Source organism: Caballeronia sp. LZ034LL, from assembly GCF_031451215.1.
In the GTDB taxonomy this organism is placed as follows: domain Bacteria; phylum Pseudomonadota; class Gammaproteobacteria; order Burkholderiales; family Burkholderiaceae; genus Caballeronia.
Map to the genome: position 1 here is coordinate 1,310,741 of NZ_JARUXR010000001.1, position 24,228 is coordinate 1,334,968.

Sequence of the window (24,228 nt, forward strand, 5' to 3'; positions counted from 1 at the left end):
ATGAAGTTTCGGAAACTGGGTGACTCGGGTATCGATGTGAGTCTGATCGGACTCGGCACCATGACCTGGGGCGAGCAGAACACCGAGCGCGACGCGCACGAACAGATCGACTATGCCCTGGCGCAGGGCGTCAATCTCGTCGATGCCGCCGAAATGTACCCGGTGCCGCCGCGTCCTGAAACGCAGGGCCGCACCGAGCAATACATCGGCACGTGGCTCGCGCGGAACCCGTCGAAGCGCGCGGATATCGTGCTCGCCACCAAGATCGCCGGACCCGCGCGCCAGCCGCACAATCCGCGTCACATTCGCGGCGCGGGCAACCAGTTCGACCGCAAGAACCTGAACGAAGCCATCGACAGCAGCCTGAAGCGCCTGCAGACCGACTACGTCGACCTGTACCAGTTGCACTGGCCCGACCGCAGCACGATGACCTTCGGCCGTTCGTCGTATCCGTACGTCGAGGACGAATACACGGTGCCCATCGAGGAGACGCTCACCGCGCTCGCCGAACTCGTGAAGGCAGGCAAGATCCGTCATGTCGGCGTGTCGAACGAAACGCCATGGGGCGTCGCGCAGTTCCTGCGCGCGGCCGAGAAGGCCGGCCTGCCGAAGATCGTCAGCATTCAGAATCCCTACAGCCTCGTGAATCGCACCTATGAACTGGGGCTGTCGGAGTTCACGCACCGGGATGGCGTCGGGCTGCTCGCGTATTCGCCGCTGGCGTTCGGCTGGTTATCCGGCAAGTACGAGGGCGGCGCACGTCCGGCCGGCGCGCGCATCACGCTGTACGAGCGCTTCCAGCGTTACAGCAAGCCGCAGTCGGTTGCGGCCATCACGTCCTATGTCGAACTCGCCGCCCGCCATGGCCTCACGCCCACGCAGCTCGCGCTCGCGTTCGTCAATCAGCGGCCCTTCACGACCAGCACGCTAATCGGCGCGACGACGATGGAGCAGCTGAAGGAGAACATCGGCAGCGTCGAGATTGAACTGTCGGAAGAAATTCTGGCCGAAATCGACGCGCTGCACGAGCGTCAGCCGAATCCGGCGCCCTGAAGTTTTCCTGTGCGTTCAGGGATTTGCCACGCTTTTTGCGGGCAACGCCGTGAATGTGTCAGCATGGAGGTTCTCGCGGCGGCGGCCCTCGGCGCTTCATCGCCCGGCCTCCAGGAAAACCGCTTGAAGACATTACCCGCTGGAAGCGCCGCACGTCGCAAGGTAACAAGGCAGGACAGGAAGCACTTCGCGCCCGCATCCTGCATCAACAACGCCGTCTGAACGCCCGTAGCGCCGCATCGCCGCGCGCCACGGCGCGTCCTTCGCATCACTCGCGGTGCCGTGCCGGCTCCAAGGCACTACACTTGCTCGATGGTCCTGGTTGCCCGCTGCGGCGCCTCAAGCCACAGCGCGCTCTTCGCAAAGGAGTCGTCGCTCATGTCTCAAGCATCACCTCAAGCAAAAGACCTCGATCGCCTGTCGATCGACACCATCCGCACGCTGTCGATGGACGCCGTGCAGAAGGCCAACTCCGGCCACCCCGGCACGCCGATGGCGCTCGCGCCCGTGGCGTTCCACCTGTGGCAGAACCACCTGCGCTACGATCCCGACGCGCCGCTGTGGCCGAACCGCGACCGCTTCGTGCTCTCGGTCGGCCATGCGTCGATGCTGCTGTACTCGATGCTGCATCTCACGGGCGTCAGGGAAGTCGACGAACACGGCAAGCCGACCGGCAAGGCCGCGGTCTCGATCGACGACATCGAGCACTTCCGTCAGCTCGACAGCAAGACGCCCGGTCACCCGGAGTTCCGCATGACGACCGGCGTCGAGACGACCACGGGTCCGCTCGGGCAAGGTCTCGGCAACAGCGTGGGCATGGCGATGGCCGCGCGCTGGAAGGAAGCCCACTTCAACCAGGGTGGCGACACGCTGTTCGACTATCACGTCTGGACGCTGTGTGGCGACGGCGACATGATGGAAGGCATCTCGCACGAGGCGGCGTCGATGGCGGGGCATCTGAAGCTGTCGAACCTGACGTGGATCTACGACAGCAACACCATCACCATCGAAGGCCACACGGAACTCGCCTACAGCGACGACGTGGCCTCGCGCTTCCATGGCTACAACTGGAACGTGCTGCACGTCGATGACGCCAACGACGGCGCCGCGCTCGAAGCGGCGTTCAAGGAGGCAAAGGCGACCCAGGACAAGCCGACGCTGATCATCGTCAAGAGCATCATCGGCTGGGGCGCGCCGCACAAGCAGAACACGGCAGGCGCGCACGGCGAGGCGCTGGGCGAGGACGAAGTGAAGCTCGCCAAGAAGTTCTATGGCTGGCCCGAGGACAAGCAGTTCTACGTGCCCGACGGCGTGATGCAGCACTTCGCCGAGGGCATGGGCGCGCGCGGCAAGAAGCTGCATGCCGAATGGAAGCAGCGCTTCGACGCCTACGAAAAGAGCCATCCCGAACTTGCGAAGGAAGCCCGGCAGATGCTGGATCACACGCTTCCCGAAGGTTGGGAAGACGCGATTCCGAAGTTCGACGCAGATCCGAAGGGTCTCGCCACGCGCGACTCGTCGGGCAAGGTGCTGAACGCGATCGCACAGCGCATTCCCTGGCTGATCGGCGGCGCGGCGGACCTGTCGCCTTCGACGAAGACGAACCTCAAGTTCGAAGGCGCCGGCAGCTTCGAACATGACGACTACTCCGGACGCAACCTGCACTTCGGCATCCGCGAGCACGGCATGGGCGCGGTCTGCAACGGCATGGCGCTGTCCGACATGCGGCCCTACGGCTCGACCTTCCTGATCTTCAGCGACTACATGAAGCCGCCGATCCGGCTCTCGGCCATCATGGAAGTGCCGGTCATCTACGTCTTCACGCATGACTCGATCGGCGTAGGCGAAGACGGTCCGACCCATCAGCCGATCGAACAGCTCGCGTCATTGCGCGCGGTGCCCGGACTCACGCTGCTGCGCCCGGCGGACGCGAACGAAGTGGGCGAGTCGTGGCGCGTCGCGCTGACGCACAACAAGGAGCCGTCGTGCCTGGTGCTGACGCGCCAGCCGCTGCCGACTTTCGACCGCTCGAAGTACGGCTCGGCGGAAGGCGTGCGGCGCGGCGCGTATGTGCTCGCCGACGCCGACGGCGGCAAGACGCCCGAGGTCATCCTGATGGCCAGCGGCAGCGAAGTGTCGCTGTGCGTGGAAGCCTTCGAGAAGCTCACGGCCGAAGGCGTCGCGGCGCGGGTCGTGTCGATGCCCTCGTGGGACCTCTTCGAAAAGCAGGACGAAGCCTACAAGGAGTCGGTGCTGCCGACGGACGTGCATGCGCGCGTGTGCGTCGAACAGGCGGCGACGCTCGGCTGGGACCGCTATGTCGGCCGGCTCGGGGCGCAGATCGTCATGCATACGTTCGGCGCGTCGGCGCCGCTGAAGGCGCTCAAGACCAAGTTCGGCTTCACGCCGGAAGCGGTCGCCGACGCCGCGAAGAAACAGATCGAACGTGTGAAATCCAACGGCAAGGAGTAACGGACATGCAGATCGGCATCGTGGGACTGGGGCGCATGGGTGGCAACATCGGGCGCCGACTGATGCGCGACGGACACCAGTGCGTCGTGTACGACCACAACCCCGAAGTCACCGCCACGCTGGCGGGCGAGGGCGCGACCGGCGCGAAGGATCTCGGCGATCTGGTCGCGAAACTGGAGACGCCGCGCGTCGTCTGGCTGATGCTGCCGGCGGGCAAGATCACCGAGGACACGCTGGGCGACTTGCGCAAGATCCTCGCGGCGGACGACGTGATCATCGACGGCGGCAACAGCTTCTACAAGGACGATATCCGTCGTGCGGCACAGTTGCGGGAGCAGGGCCTGCATTACGTCGACGTGGGCACGTCAGGCGGCGTGTGGGGCCTGACGCGCGGCTATTGCATGATGATCGGCGGCGAAGAGGCGATCGTGCGCCGCATCGATCCGATTCTCGCGACGCTCGCGCCCGGCCGCGGCGACATTCCGGCGACGCCCGGCCGCGAAGGCCGCGACGCACGCGTGGAGAATGGCTACATGCATTGCGGGCCGGTCGGTTCAGGGCACTTCGTCAAGATGGTCCATAACGGCATCGAGTACGGCCTGATGCAGGCGTATGCCGAAGGCTTCCACGTGCTCGAACGCAAGGACTCCACCGAGCTGCCGGAGAACGAGCGCTATTCGCTCGATCTCGCTGATGTCGCCGAGGTATGGCGGCGCGGCAGCGTGGTGTCGTCGTGGCTGCTGGATCTCACGGCGGGCGCGCTCGCCGGCGACGGCTCGCTCGATCGCTATTCGGCCGAAGTCGCCGACAGCGGCGAAGGACGCTGGACCATCGAGGCGGCGATCGAAGAAGCGGTGCCCGCGCAGGTGCTGTCGGCGGCGCTGTACACGCGGTTCCGCTCGCGCGATGCCGAATCGTTCCCCGAGCGCATGCTGTCGGCCATGCGCTTCGGCTTCGGCGGGCATCACGAGTTTCCGGTGAAGTAGCGGCCCGGTTCTCTGGCTGTGTGAAACGGCGGCGCCGGACCCTCGCGGTCCGGCGCCGTTTTCATTTCATCATGCGCCGCCTGAAAAGCCAGGCGCACAGAAAGAACGGCACCACGGCGTACGCGCACAGCGCGAGCACATGCAGCGCCCAGCCATCGAGCGGACGGCCGAGCATCGCGGGACGGATCAGTTCGACCGCGTGATAGAGCGGCAGCAGCTGCGTCACGTGCTGCGCGAGCGCGGGCAGTTGCGCGATCGGGAAGAACACGCCGGAGAGCAGCAGCATCGGCGTGAGCGCGAGCGTCTGGTAGAACATGAAGAAGTCATAGCTCGGCGCGAGCGCCGTCACGATCATCGCCGTGCTGGAGAAGGCGAGTCCGGTCAGCACGATGACCGGCACCGCGATCAGCATCGACGGAAAGCTCGCGTAGCCGAGCGCGCCCGCGACGATCATGATCGCGACGCCCGACAGCACCGACTTGCTCGCAGCCCAGACAATCTCGCCCAGCACGATATCGCCGAGCGTGAGCGGCGTGTGCATGATGGCTTCCCAGGTGCGCTGCACGTGCATGCGCGAGAAGCCGGAGTACATCGCCTCGAAGCTCGACGACATCATCACGCTCGATGCCGCCGTGCCTGCCGCGAGGAACGCGATATACGACACGCCGTCGACATGCCCGACCATCAGGCCGAGACCCAGGCCCAAGCCGAACAGATAGATCATCGGATCGGCGAGATTGCCGATCATCGAGGCGATCGCAAGCTTCTTCCACACCAGGTAATTGCGCCGCCACACGGACATCCAGTGGGTGGCGTTGGCGGGCAGCGCGCTCGACAGCGGCGTGAGGTTGTCCGCCCGGGCTTGCGTTTGTTTCCGGCGCGCGGCTTTTGCCTTGGCGCTGGATTGATCGAAGGTATTCATGAGCGTGTGCGGTTCAGTCCACCATCTCGCGGCCCGTGAGGCGCAGGAACACATCTTCCAGATTCGCCGGACGATGCAGGTAACGCACGCCGGCGCGGCCGCGTACGAGCGCATGCACGGGTTGCGGGTCATCGACGTAGCAGAACAGCGTCTCGCCGCTGACTTCCATGCGCGCGACGAGCGGTTCCAGTTCGGCGGCGAGTGCTTTCGGGTCCGGCCCGTAGATCTCGATCACGTCCGAGCCGATCACCGACTCGATCAGTTCGCCCGGCCTGCCTTCGGCGATCTTGCGTCCTTCCTCGATCACGCACAGGCGGTTGCACAGGCGCTCCGCTTCTTCCATGAAGTGCGTGGTCAACAGGATGGTCTTGCCGCGCGCGAGCAGGGAACGAAGCCGTTCCCAGATCAGATGGCGCGCTTGCGGATCGAGACCGGTGGTCGGCTCGTCCATCACGAGCACGTCGGGGTCGTTGACGAGGGCGCGCGCCAGCGTGAGGCGCCGCTTCATGCCGCCCGACAGCTCGCCGACGCGCGCATCGGCCTTGCTTTCCAGCCGCGCAAATTCGAGCAGCGACGGCACCAGGGCGTCCATGCGCGCACCCTTCAGGCCGAAGTAGCGGCCGAATACGACGAGGTTTTCGCGGACGGTGAAATCGGGATCGAGATTGTCGAACTGCGGCACCACGCCCACGCGTTCGCGAGCGAAGCGGGCGCGCGCCGGCACGGGTTCGCCGACGAGCCGGATCGAGCCGCTGTCCGGCGACGTGATGCCGAGCAGCATCTTGAGCGTCGTGGTCTTGCCCGCGCCGTTGGGGCCGAGCAGGCCGAAGCACTCACCCGGACGCACGTCGAACGACAGGCCGTCCACGACCGTGCGCGTGCCGTAGTGTTTTCTGACCTCGCTGAACTCGATGGCGGGTGCGCCGGCACTGACTTCATCGTGAAGAACGGCACGCGACGGCTGCTGCAATGTTTGATCAGTCATGCAAGGGTGTCGCAGGAGAAAAGCGATGGGAAATCCAGCGGGCTAGTGTAATCCAATGCACCAGCGCGGCGCGCGACGTGCCGCAGCAAGCGGCACGCCCGTTTCGAATCCGTGCGGAAGCCGCGCGGTTTGCTTCGTTTGCACCCGTGGGGCTTGCCTGGCAAGGATGTTGCACGGCTGGCACGACGCCAGCTTGCATGTACGGCGCACGCATCCGGTTAGCGTTTTCCACCGTTGTGACGCCCCGGGCGACACACGATCATGAAGACGCGACACCACGGGAAATCGCATTGCCTTCACCTGCCTCGTTCCGGTCCGGAGCGCTGGCGTGAAGGGCAAGTCTGGCCAGGGAGGTCAAGATGGATAGCTATCGAAAAATCCTGCTGTGCTATGACGGCTCCAGAGAGGGCCGCAAGGCGCTGCGTCAGGGCGCGAACCTCGCGCTCGACCTGAAGGCGGAAACGCACATTCTGGCCGTCGTCGACATGCGCTCGAGCATCGCGCAGAGCGCCGGGCTGCTCACCGACATGGCCTGCGGCCGCTTCGAGGATGCCGCGCGCGACATCCTTCAGGAAGGCGTCGACTGGTTGCGCGAGCGCGGTTTGCCGGCGCAGGGACACTTCGCGTTCGGTCATCCGATCGACGAGATCGCGGCACTCGCCGAACAGCTGAACGTGGATCTGGTGGTCGTCGGACACCGCTGCCGCAATGGGCTCGCGCGCTGGTGGATGGGCGCGGGCAACACGCCGCTGCTCGATCGCGTGAAGTGCAGCATTCTGGTCGCCGTGTGTCAGGCGGGTGAATCGACCGAGGCGGAAGAAGAGGCCGCCATGGCGGCTCGGCCTGCAAAAGCGGAAGCGGGCGCCTGAACAACACTTCAGCGACGCTTCAGCCGTCCAGATTCACCGCGACGAGCTTCCACGACACGAGGCCATCGCGGTGAAAGATGGCTGAATAACGGGCGTCGCCGGCGCCGTGCTGATAGGTCACGGCGAAGGTGTTCAAGTCGCGATAGCCCGCGGTGGTGGCAGGCGGTTTAGGCGCTGCTTCGGGTGCCGGGGCGACGCTGCCCGATGCCGGTGCTGCGGATGAAACCGCGGCTTCGTTGGTTCCGGCCGGCGGCGGGCGTTCACCGGGCGTGCCGCGCGGCGGGATGCCGTTGAGAATGGCCGCGACGCCGTCAGGCGTGGCATAGGTATCCACCAGCGGCCCGACCACTGCCGCGCCGATCATCGCGCCGATGATGGCGAGCGGATTGCCGCTCTTCTGGATGTCCACGCGCCGTGTAAGCAAGGCGGCGACCTGCTCCTTAAGGCTCGCGCGCAGCGCGGGATAATCGACATATTGGTTGACCGTCTGCGCGTCGCGCGCATCGGCTGCGCGCTTGAGGCGATTCAACGCGATATAGGGCGATGCATACACAAAGCCCAGCAGTCCGATGACGATCAGGACGACGAGCGCGGTCAGGATGGAGCGGGTAGTGCGGGACATGCGGTGAAAGGGCCTCGAGCGGAACGTGAATTCCGATTGACCGCGCAAGGGCCCGATAAATCCCGCGAACCCGAATTCAGCGTTGGCCGGACCCGGCTTACGCGAGGATCCCGCCCGCCAGTCCGGCGCTTTCCTCCGCGATGCAGCGGTCGATCATGCGCGACACTTCATCGATCTTGCCGACCAGGATCACACGCGATTGTCCGCGATACACGCGCACAGGGGCGCGTTCCGCTGCTTCCGCGTGCACGGCGCTGTTCAGCGAAACCCGCGCAAACGCCGGCTGACGCGACGGCAGTGCCGGCATGTCAGTCTCGAAGAGATCCGGCGTGGTTTCGGCGCGCGGCATGCCGCACGAAATCAGCGTGCGCAGATGACGCAGACGGCCGAATTGGCGGAAGGGCAACAAGCGGGCAAAACGTTCCATGGTGACTCTCCAGACGATAGGGCGCACAGCGGCCCACCGCGAACAGTGGCCGTCATGCTGGTTTTTTCGGTTGAACGCCCGGGTGAGCGTCGCTGCGGTTGGTGAGTTGATATTCCGCTATTACCAGGACATTTCTTGTCTCAGTGAGACAGGCGGAACATAGAAATTTCTAATCTTTTCTGAGACTTGGTCTTATCAGGTCTCACCAACGCGTATGCCGGAATGTCAGAACTCGCCGGAACGAATCAGGCCGACCGCAATGCCTTCGAGCGCGAACTCGCCGCTGCCGGAGCGCACGAAAATATTCTCGTAGTCCGGATTTTCGGCGATCAGCTCGACGCCATCGCGATGACGCTTCCAGCGCTTCACCGTCACGTCGTCGCCCAGACGCGCGACCACGATTTGCCCGTCCTTCGCTTCGGTGCGCTTCTGCACGGCGAGCAGGTCGCCGTCGAGAATGCCCGCGTCGCGCATGGACAGCCCGCGTACCTTCAGCAGGTAGTCCGGCTTGCTCGAAAACAGCGCCGGGTCGCAGGCGTAATGCTGCGAGATGTGCTCCTGCGCGAGGATGGGACTACCGGCCGCCACCCGGCCGACCAGCGGCAGCGAGAGCTGCATGATGCTCGCATGCGGCAGCGTGAACTGATGCGGCACGTCTTCCGGCCGCTCGATGCGCGCCGAGTCGCTCAGCAGGCGAATGCCGCGCGACGAGCCCGCCGCGAGTTCGATCACGCCCTTGCGCGCCAGCGCCCGCAAATGCTCCTCGGCCGAATTGGCCGAACTGAAGCCGAGTTCGGCGGCGATCTCGGCGCGCGTGGGCGGGAAGCCCGTACGCTCGATCGCGCGCTGGATCAGCTCGAACACCTGCTGCTGCCGCGCGGTGAGTTTGGATGTCTTGTTCACTGGCTCGGACCCCTGGGGCACTGTATGGATGGACAGGTGACTGTATTTTTATACAGTATTCCGCGCTTTTCAAGCTTTACTTTAAGTTCGGTCGTGCAGGCCCCCGGCGAGCGCGCTGAAGCACCAGCCATCCTTTCCACGTAGAGGAATAAGCTTCTTAGCAGTTTCACGTATAAAAAAGTGACAAACGATTATTTCTAATCATATAGACGCCTCGTTAGACTGATTCCGTCAATTCGATAAGACGGAGAACGGGGAATGCAAAGCTTGAAATGGGGATTGGGTCGGGGCGCGCGACGCCTGCTTGCGGCGGCGGCGCTGACGGCGGCGGGGATCGGCATGGCGGCGTCCGCGAGCGCGGAGACATCGTTCCTGAACGTGTCCTACGATCCGACGCGCGAGCTCTATCAGGACTTCAATCAGGCCTTCGCGAAGAAGTGGAAGGCCGAGACGGGCGAGACCGTCACCTTCAAGCAGTCGCACGGCGGCTCCGGCGGCCAGGCGCGCGCGGTCCTCGACGGTCTGCAGGCCGACGTCGTCACCCTTGCACTGGCGTACGACATCGACGCCCTTGCGGGCAAGGGCCTCGTCAACGCGGACTGGCAGAAACGCCTGCCGGACAATGCGTCGCCGTACACCTCGACCATCGTGTTCCTGGTGCGCAAGGGCAATCCGAAGCACATCAAGGACTGGGACGACCTGGCGAAGCCGGGCGTGTCGATCGTCACGCCGAATCCCAAGACCTCGGGCGGCGCGCGCTGGAACTATCTGGCCGCGTGGGCGTATGCGCAGCACAAGCCGGGCGGCAACGAGCAGACCGCGAAGGACTTCGTGACGAAGCTCTACAAGAATGCGGGCGTGCTCGATTCCGGCGCGCGCGGCGCAACGACGAGCTTCGTGCAGCGCGGTCAGGGCGACGTGCTGATCGCGTGGGAGAACGAGGCGTTCCTGTCGCTGAAGGAATTCGGTCCGGAGAAGTTCGAGATCGTGGTGCCGTCGGTGAGCATCCTGGCGGAGCCGCCGGTCGCGGTGGTGGACAAGGTCGTCGACAAGCACGGCACGCGCAAGCTCGCCGAGGCCTATCTCAAGTATCTGTATAGCGACGAAGGCCAGCAGATTGCCGCGCGCAATTTCTATCGGCCGCGTTCGACGACGGTGCCGGCCGAGCTCACGAAGCAGTTTCCGAAGCTGAAGCTCTACACCATCGACGACACGTTCGGCGGCTGGGCCAAGGCGCAGAAGACCCACTTTGCCGACGGCGGCGTTTTCGACTCGATCTATCAGCCGCAATAAGGACAGGTTCCGACGACGCGGCGCACTCATGACGCCGCGCGTCGCTCATGCAGTACCCGGCAGCACGCGCCTCCCCCGGCGCAGAAGGAAGACTCAAGGAAGACTCACGGATGACGACCCTCACATTCAGGAAGCCGAGCGCCTTGCCCGGCTTCGGCCTGACCCTCGGCATCACGCTGGCTTACCTGAGCCTCGTGGTGCTGATTCCGCTTGCGGCCACCTTCGCGAAAACCGCGACGCTCGACTGGGCCCAGTTCGTCCGCGCGGTCACGTCGCCGCGCGTGCTGGCCTCGTACCGGCTGACCTTCAGCGCGGCCCTCGGCGGCGCGCTCATCAACGCCGTGTTCGGCTTTCTCGTCGCGTGGGTGCTGGTGCGCTACACGTTCCCGTTCAAGCGCATCGTCGATGCCATCGTCGACCTGCCGTTCGCGCTGCCCACGTCGGTCGCGGGCATCTCGCTCGCCGCGGTCTATGCGAGCAACGGCTGGGTGGGCCAGTATCTCGCGCCGCTCGGCATCAAGGTCGCCTTCACGCCGCTCGGCGTGCTGGTCGCGCTGACGTTCATCGGCTTGCCGTTCGTCGTGCGCACGGTGCAGCCGGTGCTGGAGGACTTCGAGCGCGAGCAGGAGGAAGCCGCCGCGTGCCTCGGCGCATCGCGCTGGCTGACGTTTCGCCGCGTGGTGCTGCCGTCGCTGTTGCCCGCCTTGCTGACGGGCTTCGCGCTCGCGTTCGCGCGTGCGCTCGGCGAATACGGCTCGGTGATTTTCATCGCCGGCAACGTGCCGATGAAGTCCGAGATAACGTCGCTCCTCATCATCACCAAGCTCGAACAATACGACTATGCCGGCGCCACGGCGCTCGCTGTCGTGATGTTGTGCGTGTCGTTCCTGATGCTGCTGCTCATCAACACCTTGCAGTGGTTCCTGCAACGGCGCACGAGCAAGACCGGCGCGGCGCCGGCACAGGTTGCGCAAGCGACGGCAGGAGAACCGGCATGAGCAAGGTCCTGCCATTGCAAACCGCGTCGCAGCGCGACACGCACACGCTCAATCCCGTCACCGAGCCGCGCGCGGTGCGCTGGCTGCTGACAGGCATCGCGCTCGCGTTCCTCGCGTTCTTTCTCGTGGTGCCGCTTGCCGCCGTGTTCGCGCAGGCCTTCGCCAAGGGCCTCGACTATTACTTCGAGTCGCTGAAGGACCCGGATGCGTGGTCCGCGATCAAGCTGACGCTCCTGACCGCCGCGATCGCCGTGCCGCTCAACCTCGTGTTCGGGCTGGCGGCTTCGTGGGCCATCGCGAAGTTCGAGTTTCGCGGCAAGGCGCTGCTGACGACGCTGATCGATCTGCCGTTCTCGGTGTCGCCGGTGATTTCGGGCCTCATCTACGTGCTGATGTTCGGCGCCCAGGGCTGGTTCGGCCCGTGGCTCGCCGCGCACGACGTGCAGATCATCTTCGCGGTGCCGGGCATCGTGCTCGCCACCATCTTCGTGACGTTCCCGTTCGTTGCGCGTGAATTGATCCCGCTGATGCAGGCGCAGGGCAACGAAGAAGAAGAAGCGGCGCATGTGCTGGGCGCATCGGGCTGGCAGATCTTCCGTCGCGTGACCCTGCCCAATGTGAAGTGGGGCCTGCTGTACGGCGTGATCCTCTGCAACGCGCGCGCGATGGGCGAGTTCGGCGCGGTCTCGGTGGTCTCCGGGCACATTCGCGGCCAGACCGACACCATGCCGCTGCACGTCGAAATCCTCTACAACGAATACAACTTCTCGGCGGCGTTCGCGGTGGCGTCGCTGCTTGCGCTGCTCGCGCTCGTGACGCTCGCGCTCAAGCTCCTCGCGGAGCGGCGCATGACGCAGTCCGTGAGCGAAGCCAAAGCCTCCGCCACCGCACAGAACTGACAGGCCGACATCATCATGAGCATCATCGTTCGCAATCTGCAAAAACGCTTCGGCGATTTCACCGCGCTTGACAACGTCTCGCTGGATTTTCCCGCCGGCGAACTGGTCGCGCTGCTCGGGCCGTCGGGCTGCGGCAAGACCACGCTGCTGCGCGTCATCGCGGGTCTCGAATTCGCCGATGCAGGGCAGGTCGTGCTGCATGGCGAGGACGTCGCGGAAGTGGGCGCGCGCGAGCGCCAGGTCGGCTTCGTGTTCCAGCATTACGCGCTGTTCCGGCACATGACGGTGTTCGAGAACGTCGCGTTCGGCTTGCGCGTGAAGCCCCGCCGCGAGCGCCCGAGCGAAGCCGTGATACGCGAGAAGGTGCATGAACTGCTCAAGCTCGTGCAGCTCGACTGGCTCGCGGAACGCTTTCCTTCGGAGCTGTCGGGCGGACAGCGGCAGCGCATTGCATTGGCGCGGGCGCTGGCTGTCGAGCCGAAGGTCCTGCTGCTCGACGAACCGTTCGGCGCGCTCGATGCCAAGGTGCGCAAGGAACTGCGCAGCTGGCTGCGGCGTCTGCACGACGACCTGCATATCTCGACGCTGTTCGTCACGCACGACCAGGAAGAAGCGCTCGAAGTGGCGGACCGCATCGTCGTGATGAATCACGGCCGCATGGAGCAGGTCGGCAGTCCGCAGGACGTGTACGATCATCCGCAGACCTCGTTCGTCTACGAGTTTCTCGGCGCGGCGAACCGCCTGCAAGGGCAGGTCGATGCCAACGGCTTCACCGCCGACGGCGCCGCGAGCCCGATCGCCGCGCAGGCTCATTTCAGCGGCCGCGCGCTCGCCTACGTCCGGCCGCACGATCTCGCGCTGTATCCGGCGGACGGCGCGCATCGCGACGGCATCACGGTCGGCGTGCGGCGCGTCGTGACGCTCGGCGGCTCGGTGCGCGTGGAGCTGGAGGGCAGCGCGGGCGGCGTGATCGAAGCGGAGCTGGATCGCGAGGCCTGGCGCGCGCTGCGGCTCGAGGTCGGCGACGGCGTGACCGCGGTGCCGCGCACGCTGCGCGTGTTTCCGGCGCAATGACAAACAGAACAAGCGATAAGAGCATCACGGAGAGACTCCCATGAACTTCCAGCAACTGCGTTTCGTGCGTGAGGCCGTGCGTCAGAACATGAATCTGACCGAAGTGGCCAACGTGCTGTACACGTCGCAATCGGGCGTGTCGAAACAGATCAAGGACCTCGAGGACGAACTCGGCGTCGATATCTTCGTGCGCCGCGGCAAGCGTCTCACCGGGCTGACGGAGCCGGGCAAGGAAGTGCATCAGCTGATCGAGCGCATGCTGCTCGACGCGGAAAACCTGCGGCGCGTGGCACGCCAGTTCGCGGATCAGGACAACGGCCATCTGGTCGTCGCGACCACGCATACGCAGGCGCGCTACGCGCTGCCCAAGGTGATCCGCCAGTTCACGGAAGTGTTTCCGAAGGTCCATCTCGCGCTGCGTCAGGGCAGCCCGCAGCAGATCGCGCAGATGATCATCAACGGCGAGGCGGACATCGGCATTTCCACAGAAGCGCTGGACCGCTATCCGGACATCGTCACGTTCCCGTGCTACTCGTGGCATCACACGGTGGTGGTGCCAAAGGATCATCCGCTGGTCGGGCGCGAGAATCTCTCGCTGGAGCACATCGCCGAATATCCGATCGTCACCTATGACACGGACTTCACCGGCCGCTCGCACGTCGACCAGGCGTTCGCGAGCGTCGGCGCGATTCCCGACATCGTGCTCACCGCCATCGACGCCGACGTCATCAAGACCTATGTGGAGCTCGGCATGGGCATCGGCATCGTCGCGGCGATGGCCTACGACGCGAAGCGCGATTCGGAACTCGTCGCGCTGGATACGCAGCATCTGTTCGAGGCGAGCACCACGCGCGTCGGCCTGCGCAAGGGCGCCTTCCTGCGCGCCTATGCGTATCGTCTGATCGAGATGTTCGCCCCGCAACTCGACGAAGCGCAGATCGCCGCGCAACTGCGCGAAGCGGCATGATCTCCTTGCCGGCTGATTTACAATCGCCGGCATGAAACCATCCTCTCTCCCTCGCATCGCCGTGCTGGCAACGGGCGGCACCATCGCCGGATCGGCCGGCGATGCCTCGAAAACAGCGGGCTACAAGGCGGGCGTCGTCGGCGTCGACAAGCTGCTCGACGCCGTGCCTGCGCTCGGTTCGGTTGCGACCATTCACGCGGAACAGGTCGCGAGCATCGACAGCAAGGACATGAGCGCCGCGCTCTGGACGACGCTGTCGCGCCGCATCGACGCGCTGCTGGCGCAGGACGACATCGACGGCATCGTGGTCACGCACGGCACCGATACGCTCGAAGAAACCGCTTACCTGCTGCATCTGACGGTGAAGCACGCGAAGCCTGTCGTGCTGACGGCGGCGATGCGGCCGTCCACCGCACTGTCCGCCGACGGTCCGCTCAATCTGCTCAATGCGGTCACGGTGGCGGCATCGCCAGACGCGGCGGAGAAGGGCGTACTGGTGGCGTTCAACAACCAGATTCACTGCGCCCGCGATGTCACCAAGACGAGCACCTATGCCGTCGATGCCTTTCGTTCACCCGAAACCGGCGTGCTGGGCTTCGTCCAGGACGGACGCGTCGAGTTCCAGCGCACGGCCGTGCGGCCGCATACCGTGACGAGCGAATTCGCCGTGACGGATCAATGGCCGATGGTGGAGATCGTCGCGAGTTATGCGGACGCGTCGCGCGTGACCGTCGATGCACTCGTGGCGGCCGGCGTGAAGGGGATCGTCGTGGCGGGTACGGGCAACGGCTCGATGCACGCCACGCTGACGCAGGCGCTCGCCGATGCGGTGAAGCGGGGCGTGGCGGTGGTGCGTGCGTCGCGCGTGGGATCGGGGCATGTGATGCGCAATGGCGCGGCCTCGGATGACGCATTGGGCACGGTCAGCGCGGGCACGCTGAACCCGTACAAGGCGCGCGTGCTGCTGATGCTGGCGCTGGCCAGAGGCGATAACGACCTGCAGCGCGTATTCGATACGTACTAAAAAAACGCGAGCTCACGGCTCGCGTTTTTCATGATGTGCGCCTGAGGCTCACGCAGCCGGAGGAATGCGCAACACCTGTCCCGGATAGATCTTGTCCGGGCTCTTCAGCATCGGCTTGTTTGCCTCGAAGATCAGGTCGTTCTTCGCGCCGCTGCCGTAATACTTCTCGGCGATTTTCCAGAGATTGTCGCCCGACACGACGGTGTAATACTGCGACTCGGGTTCCGAGTTCGGCACGGTCAGCTGGTCGTCCACCTTGTCAACGTGCTGGACGTTGCCCGCGGCAACCAGAATCTTTTCCTTGGTCGCCTGATCCGGCGCCTGGCCCGACACGGTGACCGTGTGCGACGCGCCGTCGTATTTCACATCGAGATTATCCGCGTTGAGGCCTTGCGAGCGGATATAGGTGGCGATGGCTTCGCCTGCTTTCTGGTTCAGCGCGGCGACATCCGGCGCCGCGGCGGGCGCCGCAGCCTGTGCGGCCGGCGTGGCTGCGCCGAAGAGTTTCTCGCCTGCTTCCTTGATAAAGCTGAGGATTCCCATTGTCTGGCTCCTTGGTTGAAGTGGTGAGACGGCCTGCGACTTTCAGGCAGTTTAGTCGCGCGCACCACCAGATAGTTCTGAGTTTCAACACAGGAGTTTCAACACAGGAGTTGCAGCACCGCTCATGTGCGAGCGGCAGGAATCGATGCATGAAAATCCGACGCGGACACCCGACGACACTCCGTCTGACCGACCAAGGCTTACCCGGCGCAACGCCGGGTGCCGCTCTCGGACCCCACTTGCCGCCCTCAGCCCAGGACGGCATTTGTCCCGCGTGCCCATACGCGGGACGCCCCACGGTTCAGGTGCCGCGCGTTACGCGGCGGCTTTGGCTTGCGCCGGCTCGTCGGCCACCTGGAAGTTGGACATGATCTCGAGCGCGCGCACGAGCGCCGAGTGATCCCATGCCTTGCCGCCGTTCGCGGCGCATACGCTGAAGAGTTGCTGGGCGCTTGCCGTGTGGGGCAGGGCGAGGCCCATCTTGCGCGCGCCGTCGAGCGCGAGGTTCAGATCCTTTTGATGCAGTTCGATCCGGAAGCCCGGATTGAAGGTGCGCTTCGTCATGCGTACGCCGTGCACTTCGAGGATGCGCGACGACGCGAAGCCGCCCATCAGCGCTTTGCGCACGCGCTCCGGATCGGCGCCGGAACGCGCGGCGAACAGCAGCGCTTCGGCGACCGCCTCGATGTTCAGCGCGACGATGATCTGGTTCGCCACCTTGCAGGTCTGGCCCGCGCCGTTGTCGCCGATCAGCGAGATGTTCTTGCCCATCAGCTCGAACAGCGGCTTCGCGATTTGGAAGGACTTTTCCGGGCCGCCGACCATGATGGTGAGCGTCGCTTCGCGGGCGCCGACTTCGCCGCCCGAGACCGGTGCATCGAGATAGTCGCAGCCGAGCGCGTTGATCTTCTTCGCGAATTCCTGCGTGTCGAGCGGCGCGATCGAGCTCATGTCGATCACGAGCTTGCCCTTCGAAAGACCCTTGGCGACGCCGTCGTCGGCGAACAGCACATTGGCGACATCGGGCGTGTCGGGCACCATCGTGATGACGATCTCGCTGGCCTTCGCGACCGCGGCCGAGTCTTCCACGACCTTGGTCTGCGCGCGGATGTCGTCCGGTACCGGAAACTTGCCGTTCACGACGAGCGCGTGGCCGCCCTTGATGAGATTGCGCGCCATGTGCGCGCCCATGATGCCGAGGCCGATGAAACCGATCGTTGCCATACTGGATGCTCCTCCTTGTGTCCTTGAATGTCCGGATCCGTGGGTTATGCCGCGCTGCCCGCCGTCACGCCGCCGATGCGTTCGAGCCAGCCGAGGCCCGCTTCGGTGCCGTTGAGCGGCTTGTATTCGCAGCCGATCCAGCCTTGATAGCCGATCTCGTCGAGCAGCCGGAACAGGAATGCGTAGTTGATTTCGCCGGTGCCCGGTTCATTGCGGCCGGGGTTGTCGGCGAGCTGGATGTGCGCGATCTGCGGCAGATGCTTTTTGATCGTCGCCGCGAGTTCGCCTTCCATGCGCTGCATGTGATAGATGTCGTACTGCAGGAACAGGTTGTCCGAGCCGACCGCGCGGATCACGTCGAACCCGTCCTTCGAGCGGTTCAGCGCGAAGCCAGGAATGTCGTACGCATTGCACGGCTCGACCAGCAGGCGGATGTTTTCCTTCTTGAGCGCAGCGGCAGCGAAGCGCAGGTTCTCGATGATGGTCGCGCGCGCCTGTTCGGTCGAAACGCCGGCCGTCGGAATGCCGACGAGGCAGTTCAGTTGCGGCACGTTCAGCGCCTTCGCGTATTCGATGGCGCGCGGCACGCCTTCACGGAATTCCGCCACGCGGTCGGGCAGGCAGGCGATGCCGCGCTCGCCCGCTTCCCAGTTTCCGGCGGGCAGGTTGTGCAGCACGATGCGCAGATCGTGGTCTTTCAGGCGTTGCTGGATATCGCTGATCGAGAACGCGTACGGGAACAGGAACTCGACCGCGCTGAAGCCCGCGTTCGCCGCGGCCGCGAAGCGGTCGAGGAACGGGACTTCGTTGAACAGCATGGTCAGGTTCGCAGCAAATTTCGGCATGGTTCGGTCCTGATGGTCGGTCAGTGATGACGGCCGCGCGCTCCTTCAACGAACGCGCGGCGGCGAAGCAGGGGAATCAGTCCAGCGGCGTGACGGCAGTCGGCGCATCCGACTTGCTTTCCGCGAGTTGCTCGAACTCGTTGATCGCGTCGATTTCCGTGCCCATCGCGATGTTGGTCACGCGTTCGAGAATCATCTCGACGACGACCGGCACCTGATGTTCCGCGGCCAGCGCCTGCGCCTGCTTCAGTGCGGGCGCGATCTCCTCCGGCTTGTGCACGCGCAGCGCCTTGCAGCCGAGCCCTTCGGCCACCGCCACGTGATCGACGCCATAGCCTTCGAGTTCGGGCGCATTGATGTTGTCGAACGCGAGCTGCACGCAGTAATCCATGTCGAAGCCGCGCTGCGCCTGACGGATCAGCCCGAGATACGAGTTGTTCACCACCACATGCACGTACGGCAGCTTGAATTGCGCGCCGACCGCAAGTTCTTCGATCATGAACTGGAAGTCATAGTCGCCCGACAGCGCGACGATCTTGCGTTGCGGATCGGCTGCCCGCACGCCGAGCGCCGCCGGAATGGTCCAGCCGAGCGGGCCGGCCTGGCCGCAGTTGATCCAGTTGCGCGCCTTGAACACGTGCAGGAACTGGGCGCCGGCGATCTGCGACAGACCGATCGTCGTGACGAAGCAGGTATCGCGGTCGAAGGCGAGGTTCATTTCCTCGTAGACGCGCTGCGGCTTCATCGGCACGTTGTCGAAGTGCGTCTTGCGCTGCATCGTGCGCTTGCGCTGCTGGCAGTCCTCCACCCACGCGCCGCGATCCTTCAGCTTGCCGGCCGCCTTCCATTCCTGCGCCACTTCGACGAACAGTTCCAGCGCCGCCTTCGCGTCCGACACGATGCCGAGATCCGGGCCGAACACGCGGCCGATCTGCGTCGGTTCGATATCGACGTGCACGAACTTGCGGCCCTTCGTGTACACCTCGACGCTGCCCGTATGACGGTTCGCCCAGCGGTTGCCGATGCCGAGCACGAAGTCGGAGGCGAGCATCGTCGCGTTGCCGTAGCGGTGCGAGGTTTGCAGGCCGACCATGCCGGCCATCAACGGATGGTCGTCGGGAATCGCGCCCCAGGACATCAGCGTCGGAATCACCGGCACGCCGATGGTTTCCGCGAACTTCACGAGCAGGTCTTCCGCCGCCGCGTTGAGCACGCCGCCGCCGGAGACGATCAATGGCTTGTCGGCGTCGTTGAGCATCGTCAGCGCCTTCTCGATCTGCGCGCGCGTCGCCTTCGGCTTGTAGACCGGCAGCGGTTCGTAGGTGTCGATGTCGAATTCGATTTCTGCCATCTGCACGTCGATCGGCAGATCGACCAGCACCGGGCCCGGACGGCCCGAGCGCATCAGGTGGAACGCCTGCTGGAACACGCGCGGCACGAGCGCCGGCTCGCGCACGGTGACGGCCCATTTCGTCACGGGCTTGGCGATCGATTCGATATCGACGGCCTGGAAATCTTCCTTGTAGAGCCGCGCGCGCGGCGCCTGGCCGGTGATCGCGAGGATCGGAATGGAGTCGGCCTGGGCGGAATACAGACCGGTGATCATGTCGGTGCCCGCAGGACCCGACGTGCCGATGCACACACCGATGTTGCCCGGCGCCGCACGGGTATAACCTTCGGCCATGTGCGAGGCGCCCTCGACGTGGCGCGCCAGCACGTGGCTGATGCCGCCCGACTTCTTCATCGCCGAGTAGAACGGGTTGATGGCCGCGCCCGGCACGCCGAACGCGGTATCGATTCCTTCTTTTTCCAGCACGAGGACGGCTGCATCGACGGCTCTCATCTTGGGCATGGTTGTCTCCTTCCTGGGGGCTCTAACTGAAATCTGAAATCGGGAAATGGCTGTCTGCTTTCATGCAGGGTTCGATGCACTTTAAGTCTGTGAAAAAGGTTTGATAAGATCAGCGCGAGTCGCTTTTTACCAAACAAAAAGTATCGAATGACGACGTGGCGCGGCTGAGCGGCCAGTGCCCGTCCGGAGACGACAGATGGACCGTTTCAAGCAGATCGAAACCTTCGTGCGCGTGGCCGAAGCCGGCAGCCTGGCGGCGGCGGCGCTGGAGGAGGGCGTGTCGCCGGTGATTCTCGGGCGGCGCATCGACGCGCTGGAGAAGCGCCTCGGCGTGAAGCTGATGTACCGCTCGACCCGGCGGCTGGTGGTCAGCGAGGAAGGCGCCGCGTTTCTCGACCGCTGCAGGAATCTGCTGGCGGAATGGGATCAGGCGGAGAACGAACTCGCGGCCGGACGGCGCGCGGTGGGCGGGCATCTGATCGTGTCCGCGCCGGCGGCGTTCGGGCGCATGCACGTCGCGCCGCACGCGCCGCGCTTCCTCGCCGACAAGCCCGAATTGCAGATGTCGTTCAATCTGACCGACCGCGTCGTCGATCTCGTGCGCGAGGGCTATGACCTGTCGATACGCATCGGCGGGGCCGTCGATCCGAACTTCGTCGCGGTGAAGCTGGCGGGCAACCGGCGCGTCGTGTGCGGGACGCCCGCGTACTTCAGGAAGCACGGCCGGCCGAAAACGCTCGAAGACCTGCCGAACCACAACTGCCTGGCGTTCAATCTCCAGGGCGGCCAGAACCGCGGCTGGTATTTCCGCCGCAACGGCAAGATCGTGACGGTGCGCGTGGCCGGCAATCTCGATTGCAACGACGGAGAACTGCTGCACCGCTGGGCCTCGGAAGGGCTGGGGCTGGGCTGGCGGTCGACGTGGGAGATTCAGCGGCAACTGGAATCCGGCGAGCTAGAAACCGTGCTGGACGATTTCGAACTGCCTGACTACGACATCCTCGCGGTCTACCCGCAGCAGCGCTACGTGCCGGCGCGCGTACGCTACTTCATTGATTATCTTAAGGAAATTTTCGCTCAACTGGGTTACTGGAGCCGTCCGCCCAGCTTGCCGGGCGAGCCGGTCCATGTGGCGACGACGGTCAAGGATCGCTAACTGCCTGAAATCACTGCTGAATTCAGCTTAGAGAAGGCTATGCGGCTTGCGAAAAGCGCCATTCCACGCTATAGTCTCGGGCTTCTCACTTGCCGCACCGGTCCGACGCCCGGGTGGCTTATATCCACAAGGAGTGAATATGCGTCATTACGAAATCGTCTTCATCGTGCATCCCGATCAAAGCGAGCAAGTGCCCGCCATGATCGAGCGCTACAAGAGCACGATCACGTCGCACGGTGGCCAGATCCACCGCATCGAGGACTGGGGCCGTCGTCAACTGGCCTACATGATCGAGAAACTCGCCAAGGCTCACTACGTCTGCATGAACATCGAGTGCGACCAGCCCACGCTGGAAGAGCTGGAACACGCATTCAAGTTCAACGACGCCGTTCTGCGTCACCTCATCGTCAAGATGAAGAAGGCCGAAACCGGCCCGTCGCCGATGATGAAGGAAGTGCAGCGCGAAGAAGCCAAGAAGGCGGCCAGCCAGCCGTCCGAAGCGCAGGCTTAAGGCGAATCAGTTCGTCACAGCCACCAAGGTTCAAGTGAATCGGCTGCAACTGACAGCAAGCGTCGTGGAACGCGAACCGGTGCGGTACACGCCCGCCGGCATCCCGATCGCAAGCTGCACGTTGCAACACGCCGCAGAAGTCGTCGAAGCGGGCATCGCCCGGAAAATCGAACTGACGCTGCAGGCGGTCGCCGCCGGAGAGGCGAGCGGCAGGCTGGAAAGCTGTCCGATGGGCGTCGAAACACGCTTCACCGGCTTCCTGGCCAAGAAGAGCCGTAACGCACGAACCCTGGTGTTTCACATCACAGAATTGCAGGACATTGGAAAGGACTAATCATGCCCCGCCCGACTGGTAAGAAATTCGACAAGCGTCGTCAGCAACAAAACCCGCTCTTCAAGCGCAAGAAGTTCTGCCGTTTCACGGCAGCCGGTGTCGAACAGATCGACTACAAGGACACGGAAACGCTGAAGGACTTCATCGGCGAAAACGGCAAGATCACGCCGGCTCGTCTGACCGGTACGAAGTCGCACTATCAGCGTCAGCTCGACACGGCCATCAAGCGCGCACGTTTCCTCGCGCTGCTGCCGTACACCGACCTGCACAAGGCCTAATCAGACGACGCAATAGGGAAAGCCAAAAATGCAAATCATTCTTTTGGAAAAGGTCGTCAATCTGGGCAACCTGGGCGACATCGTCAAGGTCAAGGACGGCTACGCACGTAACTTCCTGATCCCCGGCAAGAAGGCACGCCGCGCCACCAAGGACGCCATCGCTGAATTCGAAGTTCGCCGCGCCGAACTCGAAAAGAACGCCGCTGAAAAGTTGGCGGCAGCCCAGGCCCAAGGCGAAAAGCTGAGCGGTTTTACCGTTCAGATCTCGCAGAAGGCAGGCGTCGACGGCCGTCTGTTCGGTTCGGTCACGAACGCGGACATCGCCGAAGCGCTGAAGTCGCAAGGCTTCGCCGAAGTCGAAAAGGCGCAAGTGCGTCTGCCGCAAGGCCCGATCAAGCTGGTCGGCGACCATCCGGTTCAAGTGGCGCTGCACACGGACGTGCTGGTCGACGTCACGGTGTCGGTGCTCGGCGAGCACGCCTAAGTCTGACGCGAGGCATCGCGCCTCGCGAATCGGATCAGAAATGGCAGGAGCTGAATGGCTCCTGCCATTTTTTATTGTCCATGCCCGGCCATTGTCCGATAATTCCACCCCATGAACGCTCCGTCCAAAGACCCGCAACTCGACGCGCTGAAGGTCCCGCCGCATTCGATCGAAGCTGAACAATCGGTCATCGGCGGCCTGCTGCTGGACAACGCCGCGTGGGACCGCATCGCCGACGTGATGGCGCAAAGCGATTTCTATCGCTACGACCATCGCATCATTTACGAACACATCGGCAAGCTGATCGCGGCCACGCGTCCCGCGGACGTCATCACCGTCCACGAAGCGCTGACGATGGCCGGCAAGGCCGACGAAGTGGGCGGGCTCGCGTACCTGAATGCGCTGGCGCAGAACACGCCGAGCGCGGCGAATATCCGCCGTTACGCCGAGATCGTGCGGGATCGCGCGGTGTTGCGCCGGCTGGTGTCGGTCGCGGACGAAATCTCCGCCGACGCCTTCAATCCGCAGGGCAAGGAAGTCCGCCAGATTCTCGACGAAGCCGAATCGCGCGTGTTCTCGATCGCCGAAGACGGCGCGCGCGGCACGCAGGGCTTTCTCGAGATCGGACCGCTGCTGACGCAGGTGGTGGAGCGCATCGACACGCTGTACCACACCGCCAACCCGAGCGACGTGACCGGCACGCCTACCGGCTTCGTCGACCTCGACCGCATGACCTCCGGCATGCATGGCGGCGAACTGATCATCGTGGCGGGACGTCCGTCGATGGGCAAGACGGCGTTCTCGATGAACATCGGCGAATACGTGGCGGTGGAATATGGCCTGCCGGTCGCGGTGTTCTCGATGGAAATGCCCGGCACGCAGCTCACCATGCGTATGCTCGGCTCGGTGGGCCGGCTCGATCAGCATCGCATGCGCACGGGCCGCCTCACCGACGAAGACTGGCCGAAGCTCACGCACGCCGTGCAGAAGATGAGCGAGGCGCAATTGTTCATCGACGAAACCGGCGGCCTCAACCCGATGGAACTGCGCTCCCGTGCGCGGCGTCTGTCGCGCCAGTGCGGCAAGCTGGGTCTCATCATCGTCGACTATTTGCAGCTGATGTCGGGCTCGGGCGGCGGCGAAAACCGCGCGACTGAAATCTCGGAAATCTCGCGCTCGCTGAAGAGTCTCGCCAAGGAGCTCGACGTGCCCGTGATCGCGTTGTCGCAGCTGAACCGCGGTCTGGAACAGCGTCCGAACAAGCGCCCGATCATGTCGGACCTGCGCGAATCGGGCGCAATTGAACAGGATGCGGACGTGATCCTGTTCATCTATCGCGACGAAGTCTATAACCCCGACAGCCCCGACAAGGGCACGGCGGAAATCATCATCGGCAAGCAGCGTAATGGTCCGATCGGACCGGTGCGCCTGACCTTCCACGGCCAGTTCACGAAATTTGACAATTTCGCGGGCTCGCAGACCTTCTACGGCAGCGAGTAGGGCCACT

25 protein-coding genes are annotated in these 24,228 nt (G+C 64.3%); 16 read left to right on the forward strand and 9 right to left on the reverse strand.

Annotated elements, in window-relative coordinates; translation table 11 throughout:
• The 3 genes from QCE83_RS06080 to gnd all read left to right on the forward strand — a co-directional run bounded on the left by QCE83_RS06080 (position 1) and on the right by gnd (position 4,511).
• Positions 1 to 1,053, forward strand: coding sequence for an NADP(H)-dependent aldo-keto reductase (locus tag QCE83_RS06080; protein WP_309808162.1), 1,053 nt, complete (start codon positions 1 to 3; stop codon positions 1,051 to 1,053).
• Positions 1,054 to 1,431: 378 nt separating this feature from the next.
• Positions 1,432 to 3,525 carry a transketolase gene (gene tkt, locus QCE83_RS06085; protein WP_309808163.1) on the forward strand — a complete coding sequence of 698 codons (2,094 nt, stop codon included), beginning with the start codon at positions 1,432 to 1,434 and terminating at the stop codon, positions 3,523 to 3,525.
• A gap of 5 nt (positions 3,526 to 3,530) precedes the next feature.
• A complete protein-coding gene (gnd, locus tag QCE83_RS06090; RefSeq protein ID WP_309808164.1) occupies positions 3,531 to 4,511 on the forward strand; it encodes a phosphogluconate dehydrogenase (NAD(+)-dependent, decarboxylating) in 981 nt (326 codons plus the stop codon).
• A 61-nt stretch (positions 4,512 to 4,572) separates the two neighbouring features.
• Here the strand turns inward: gnd and QCE83_RS06095 are convergent, their stop codons facing one another.
• Together QCE83_RS06095 and nodI are read right to left on the reverse strand one after the other, a co-directional pair.
• A complete protein-coding gene (locus QCE83_RS06095) occupies positions 4,573 to 5,433 on the reverse strand; it encodes an ABC transporter permease (RefSeq protein WP_309808165.1) in 861 nt (286 codons plus the stop codon).
• 13 nt (positions 5,434 to 5,446) lie between these two features.
• The gene (nodI, locus tag QCE83_RS06100; protein WP_309808166.1) at positions 5,447 to 6,418 is read right to left on the reverse strand and encodes a nodulation factor ABC transporter ATP-binding protein NodI; all 972 of its coding nucleotides are present in this window, start codon (positions 6,416 to 6,418) and stop codon (positions 5,447 to 5,449) included.
• Positions 6,419 to 6,777: 359 nt separating this feature from the next.
• Between nodI and QCE83_RS06105 the strand changes: the two genes are divergently transcribed.
• Positions 6,778 to 7,287 (forward strand): universal stress protein, encoded by a 510-nt coding sequence (locus QCE83_RS06105; RefSeq protein WP_309808167.1) that lies wholly within the window; start codon positions 6,778 to 6,780, stop codon positions 7,285 to 7,287.
• Positions 7,288 to 7,306: 19 nt separating this feature from the next.
• Here the strand turns inward: QCE83_RS06105 and QCE83_RS06110 are convergent, their stop codons facing one another.
• The 3 genes from QCE83_RS06110 to lexA form a co-directional block, all read right to left on the reverse strand.
• The gene (locus QCE83_RS06110) at positions 7,307 to 7,909 is read right to left on the reverse strand and encodes a DUF2939 domain-containing protein (protein WP_309808168.1); all 603 of its coding nucleotides are present in this window, start codon (positions 7,907 to 7,909) and stop codon (positions 7,307 to 7,309) included.
• Between the two features lie 97 nt (positions 7,910 to 8,006).
• On the reverse strand, positions 8,007 to 8,336 hold the full coding sequence (locus tag QCE83_RS06115; RefSeq protein ID WP_309808169.1) for a hypothetical protein: 330 nt from the start codon (positions 8,334 to 8,336) through the stop codon (positions 8,007 to 8,009).
• A 225-nt stretch (positions 8,337 to 8,561) separates the two neighbouring features.
• Positions 8,562 to 9,239 carry a transcriptional repressor LexA gene (gene lexA / locus QCE83_RS06120; protein WP_309808170.1) on the reverse strand — a complete coding sequence of 226 codons (678 nt, stop codon included), beginning with the start codon at positions 9,237 to 9,239 and terminating at the stop codon, positions 8,562 to 8,564.
• A 258-nt stretch (positions 9,240 to 9,497) separates the two neighbouring features.
• On the opposite strand from lexA, the gene QCE83_RS06125 reads away from it, so the two are divergent.
• The 6 genes from QCE83_RS06125 to QCE83_RS06150 all read left to right on the forward strand — a co-directional run bounded on the left by QCE83_RS06125 (position 9,498) and on the right by QCE83_RS06150 (position 15,494).
• Positions 9,498 to 10,532, forward strand: coding sequence for a sulfate ABC transporter substrate-binding protein (locus QCE83_RS06125; RefSeq protein ID WP_309808171.1), 1,035 nt, complete (start codon positions 9,498 to 9,500; stop codon positions 10,530 to 10,532).
• Between the two features lie 110 nt (positions 10,533 to 10,642).
• A complete protein-coding gene (cysT, locus tag QCE83_RS06130; protein ID WP_309808172.1) occupies positions 10,643 to 11,530 on the forward strand; it encodes a sulfate ABC transporter permease subunit CysT in 888 nt (295 codons plus the stop codon).
• Positions 11,527 to 12,429 carry a sulfate ABC transporter permease subunit CysW gene (gene cysW / locus QCE83_RS06135; RefSeq protein WP_309808173.1) on the forward strand — a complete coding sequence of 301 codons (903 nt, stop codon included), beginning with the start codon at positions 11,527 to 11,529 and terminating at the stop codon, positions 12,427 to 12,429. Before cysT ends, cysW begins: the two co-directional genes overlap by 4 nt.
• A gap of 15 nt (positions 12,430 to 12,444) precedes the next feature.
• Positions 12,445 to 13,503: a sulfate ABC transporter ATP-binding protein gene (locus tag QCE83_RS06140; RefSeq protein WP_309808174.1), complete on the forward strand. Its 1,059-nt coding sequence runs from the start codon at positions 12,445 to 12,447 to the stop codon at positions 13,501 to 13,503.
• 40 nt (positions 13,504 to 13,543) lie between these two features.
• On the forward strand, positions 13,544 to 14,470 hold the full coding sequence (locus QCE83_RS06145; protein ID WP_309808175.1) for a CysB family HTH-type transcriptional regulator: 927 nt from the start codon (positions 13,544 to 13,546) through the stop codon (positions 14,468 to 14,470).
• A 31-nt stretch (positions 14,471 to 14,501) separates the two neighbouring features.
• On the forward strand, positions 14,502 to 15,494 hold the full coding sequence (locus tag QCE83_RS06150; RefSeq protein ID WP_309808176.1) for an asparaginase: 993 nt from the start codon (positions 14,502 to 14,504) through the stop codon (positions 15,492 to 15,494).
• Between the two features lie 48 nt (positions 15,495 to 15,542).
• Here QCE83_RS06150 and lysM read toward each other — a convergent pair whose 3' ends face one another.
• From lysM to gcl, 4 genes are all read right to left on the reverse strand, one after another.
• Complete coding sequence (gene lysM / locus QCE83_RS06155) at positions 15,543 to 16,037, reverse strand: peptidoglycan-binding protein LysM (protein WP_309808177.1); 495 nt, start codon at positions 16,035 to 16,037, stop codon at positions 15,543 to 15,545.
• A 315-nt stretch (positions 16,038 to 16,352) separates the two neighbouring features.
• Entirely contained in the window at positions 16,353 to 17,261 is a 909-nt protein-coding gene (locus QCE83_RS06160) for a 2-hydroxy-3-oxopropionate reductase (protein ID WP_309808178.1), read from the reverse strand.
• 44 nt (positions 17,262 to 17,305) lie between these two features.
• The gene (gene hyi / locus QCE83_RS06165) at positions 17,306 to 18,106 is read right to left on the reverse strand and encodes a hydroxypyruvate isomerase (RefSeq protein WP_309808179.1); all 801 of its coding nucleotides are present in this window, start codon (positions 18,104 to 18,106) and stop codon (positions 17,306 to 17,308) included.
• 76 nt (positions 18,107 to 18,182) lie between these two features.
• Positions 18,183 to 19,958, reverse strand: a complete 1,776-nt coding sequence (gcl, locus tag QCE83_RS06170; protein WP_309808180.1) for a glyoxylate carboligase — start codon at positions 19,956 to 19,958, stop codon at positions 18,183 to 18,185.
• Between the two features lie 196 nt (positions 19,959 to 20,154).
• Between gcl and QCE83_RS06175 the strand changes: the two genes are divergently transcribed.
• From QCE83_RS06175 to QCE83_RS06200, 6 genes are all read left to right on the forward strand, one after another.
• Positions 20,155 to 21,114, forward strand: coding sequence for a LysR substrate-binding domain-containing protein (locus QCE83_RS06175; protein WP_309808181.1), 960 nt, complete (start codon positions 20,155 to 20,157; stop codon positions 21,112 to 21,114).
• Positions 21,115 to 21,253: 139 nt separating this feature from the next.
• A complete protein-coding gene (gene rpsF, locus QCE83_RS06180) occupies positions 21,254 to 21,625 on the forward strand; it encodes a 30S ribosomal protein S6 (protein WP_309808182.1) in 372 nt (123 codons plus the stop codon).
• Positions 21,626 to 21,659: 34 nt separating this feature from the next.
• Entirely contained in the window at positions 21,660 to 21,959 is a 300-nt protein-coding gene (gene priB / locus QCE83_RS06185) for a primosomal replication protein N (RefSeq protein ID WP_007000151.1), read from the forward strand.
• A 2-nt stretch (positions 21,960 to 21,961) separates the two neighbouring features.
• Positions 21,962 to 22,237 carry a 30S ribosomal protein S18 gene (gene rpsR, locus QCE83_RS06190; RefSeq protein ID WP_309808183.1) on the forward strand — a complete coding sequence of 92 codons (276 nt, stop codon included), beginning with the start codon at positions 21,962 to 21,964 and terminating at the stop codon, positions 22,235 to 22,237.
• Between the two features lie 28 nt (positions 22,238 to 22,265).
• Complete coding sequence (gene rplI, locus QCE83_RS06195) at positions 22,266 to 22,721, forward strand: 50S ribosomal protein L9 (protein WP_309808184.1); 456 nt, start codon at positions 22,266 to 22,268, stop codon at positions 22,719 to 22,721.
• A 111-nt stretch (positions 22,722 to 22,832) separates the two neighbouring features.
• A complete protein-coding gene (locus tag QCE83_RS06200; protein ID WP_309808185.1) occupies positions 22,833 to 24,221 on the forward strand; it encodes a replicative DNA helicase in 1,389 nt (462 codons plus the stop codon).
• Positions 24,222 to 24,228: the final 7 nt, after the last annotated feature.

Bases quoted from the DNA above. Each gene is read 5' to 3' on its own strand.
- gcl (WP_309808180.1), bottom strand. From the start codon at position 19,958: ATGCCCAAGATGAGAGCCGTCGATGCAGCCGTCCTCGTGCTGGAAAAA.
- QCE83_RS06140 (WP_309808174.1), top strand. From the start codon at position 12,445: ATGAGCATCATCGTTCGCAATCTGCAAAAACGCTTCGGCGATTTCACC.
- QCE83_RS06115 (WP_309808169.1), bottom strand. From the start codon at position 8,336: ATGGAACGTTTTGCCCGCTTGTTGCCCTTCCGCCAATTCGGCCGTCTG.
- QCE83_RS06080 (WP_309808162.1), top strand. From the start codon at position 1: ATGAAGTTTCGGAAACTGGGTGACTCGGGTATCGATGTGAGTCTGATC.
- rpsF (WP_309808182.1), top strand. From the start codon at position 21,254: ATGCGTCATTACGAAATCGTCTTCATCGTGCATCCCGATCAAAGCGAG.
- tkt (WP_309808163.1), top strand. From the start codon at position 1,432: ATGTCTCAAGCATCACCTCAAGCAAAAGACCTCGATCGCCTGTCGATC.
- cysW (WP_309808173.1), top strand. From the start codon at position 11,527: ATGAGCAAGGTCCTGCCATTGCAAACCGCGTCGCAGCGCGACACGCAC.
- cysT (WP_309808172.1), top strand. From the start codon at position 10,643: ATGACGACCCTCACATTCAGGAAGCCGAGCGCCTTGCCCGGCTTCGGC.
- rplI (WP_309808184.1), top strand. From the start codon at position 22,266: ATGCAAATCATTCTTTTGGAAAAGGTCGTCAATCTGGGCAACCTGGGC.
- lysM (WP_309808177.1), bottom strand. From the start codon at position 16,037: ATGGGAATCCTCAGCTTTATCAAGGAAGCAGGCGAGAAACTCTTCGGC.
- QCE83_RS06145 (WP_309808175.1), top strand. From the start codon at position 13,544: ATGAACTTCCAGCAACTGCGTTTCGTGCGTGAGGCCGTGCGTCAGAAC.
- rpsR (WP_309808183.1), top strand. From the start codon at position 21,962: ATGCCCCGCCCGACTGGTAAGAAATTCGACAAGCGTCGTCAGCAACAA.
- QCE83_RS06160 (WP_309808178.1), bottom strand. From the start codon at position 17,261: ATGGCAACGATCGGTTTCATCGGCCTCGGCATCATGGGCGCGCACATG.
- QCE83_RS06150 (WP_309808176.1), top strand. From the start codon at position 14,502: ATGAAACCATCCTCTCTCCCTCGCATCGCCGTGCTGGCAACGGGCGGC.
- nodI (WP_309808166.1), bottom strand. From the start codon at position 6,418: ATGACTGATCAAACATTGCAGCAGCCGTCGCGTGCCGTTCTTCACGAT.
- QCE83_RS06095 (WP_309808165.1), bottom strand. From the start codon at position 5,433: ATGAATACCTTCGATCAATCCAGCGCCAAGGCAAAAGCCGCGCGCCGG.
- QCE83_RS06110 (WP_309808168.1), bottom strand. From the start codon at position 7,909: ATGTCCCGCACTACCCGCTCCATCCTGACCGCGCTCGTCGTCCTGATC.
- QCE83_RS06105 (WP_309808167.1), top strand. From the start codon at position 6,778: ATGGATAGCTATCGAAAAATCCTGCTGTGCTATGACGGCTCCAGAGAG.
- hyi (WP_309808179.1), bottom strand. From the start codon at position 18,106: ATGCCGAAATTTGCTGCGAACCTGACCATGCTGTTCAACGAAGTCCCG.
- QCE83_RS06200 (WP_309808185.1), top strand. From the start codon at position 22,833: ATGAACGCTCCGTCCAAAGACCCGCAACTCGACGCGCTGAAGGTCCCG.
- QCE83_RS06125 (WP_309808171.1), top strand. From the start codon at position 9,498: ATGCAAAGCTTGAAATGGGGATTGGGTCGGGGCGCGCGACGCCTGCTT.
- gnd (WP_309808164.1), top strand. From the start codon at position 3,531: ATGCAGATCGGCATCGTGGGACTGGGGCGCATGGGTGGCAACATCGGG.
- QCE83_RS06175 (WP_309808181.1), top strand. From the start codon at position 20,155: ATGGACCGTTTCAAGCAGATCGAAACCTTCGTGCGCGTGGCCGAAGCC.